The organism is Ideonella sp. P3_A4 (genome assembly GCF_056403075.1).
The window spans coordinates 1-821 of the sequence record NZ_JBFUGE010001238.1 but is presented as its reverse complement, the minus strand read 5'-3'; the positions used below and the strand labels follow the sequence as shown (position 1 = coordinate 821).

The following is an 821-nucleotide window of genomic DNA, read 5'->3' as shown; positions in this document are numbered from 1 at the left end:
GGGCAACGCTCGGCTGATAGCGGGCCTGCGCCAGCTGCTCGATCGCCCAGTCTGCGTCGAAGCCTTGGCGCTCGGCGGCTTGCTGAACAAATGCGACGAGGTCTTCRCGCCGGCCGTAGGTGACGACATCGGGCGCGCTGTCGGCGCGTGCGGGGGGCGCCGCCTGCGCCGTGCTGATCAGCGCAGTGAGATGAAAGGCCAGCAGGACCGGGGCGATGCCGAATGAAGAACGGGCCAGGCCCGCAGCCGAAAAAGTCATGCCCCGATTATCGGCGGCGCGTCGGCTGCGGCCTGTTGCGCAGGCGCTAAGCGCGCCGCGGCAACAGCCTCGCGGAAGCTGCGCCACCAGCCTGGCGGCGTGCCTTCATGGCCGGGTCGGCCATAGCGGTGCAGGTTGAGTGCGAGCAGGGCCTGTGCGGCGGCTTCGGCGCTGGCGCCACGTTGATGCCGCAGGCGCAGCGCGAGCGCAGCCAAGGTGTCGCTGGGCTTGGCTTCGATACCCAGGCGTGCGAGTTCACGCGCAATGCCTTGGCGCAGCTTCTGCCACGGGCTTTGCCGGCGCGCATCGAGCCAGGCCCAGATCGCACCGGCCAGGCCGGCTGCGACCACCAACACCACCAGCACTCGAATCAGCGACAGCACATCCGGCGACTGCATGCCCAGCTGGCCCATCAGGTCGAACTGCTGGCTCTTGCCGTAGCCCAGGATCCACTGGTTCCAGCGGTTGTCGAGCCCTTCGACAAACCGACGCAAGCTCAGCCGCAGGTCGGGACTGACGGCTTCGAATGCGCCAGCGATGAAACCGGGCGGCGCCTCCAGCG

General features: G+C 68.8%; 2 pseudogenes. Both read right to left on the bottom strand.

The annotated features are described in order from the left end of the window. A pseudogene (locus tag AC1DYI_RS37280) lies at positions 1-259 on the bottom strand (hypothetical protein); the annotation flags it as partial. Beyond that, positions 256-821: pseudogene (locus AC1DYI_RS37275) on the bottom strand (DUF3488 domain-containing protein); the annotation flags it as partial. The pseudogenes AC1DYI_RS37280 and AC1DYI_RS37275, both read right to left, overlap by 4 nt.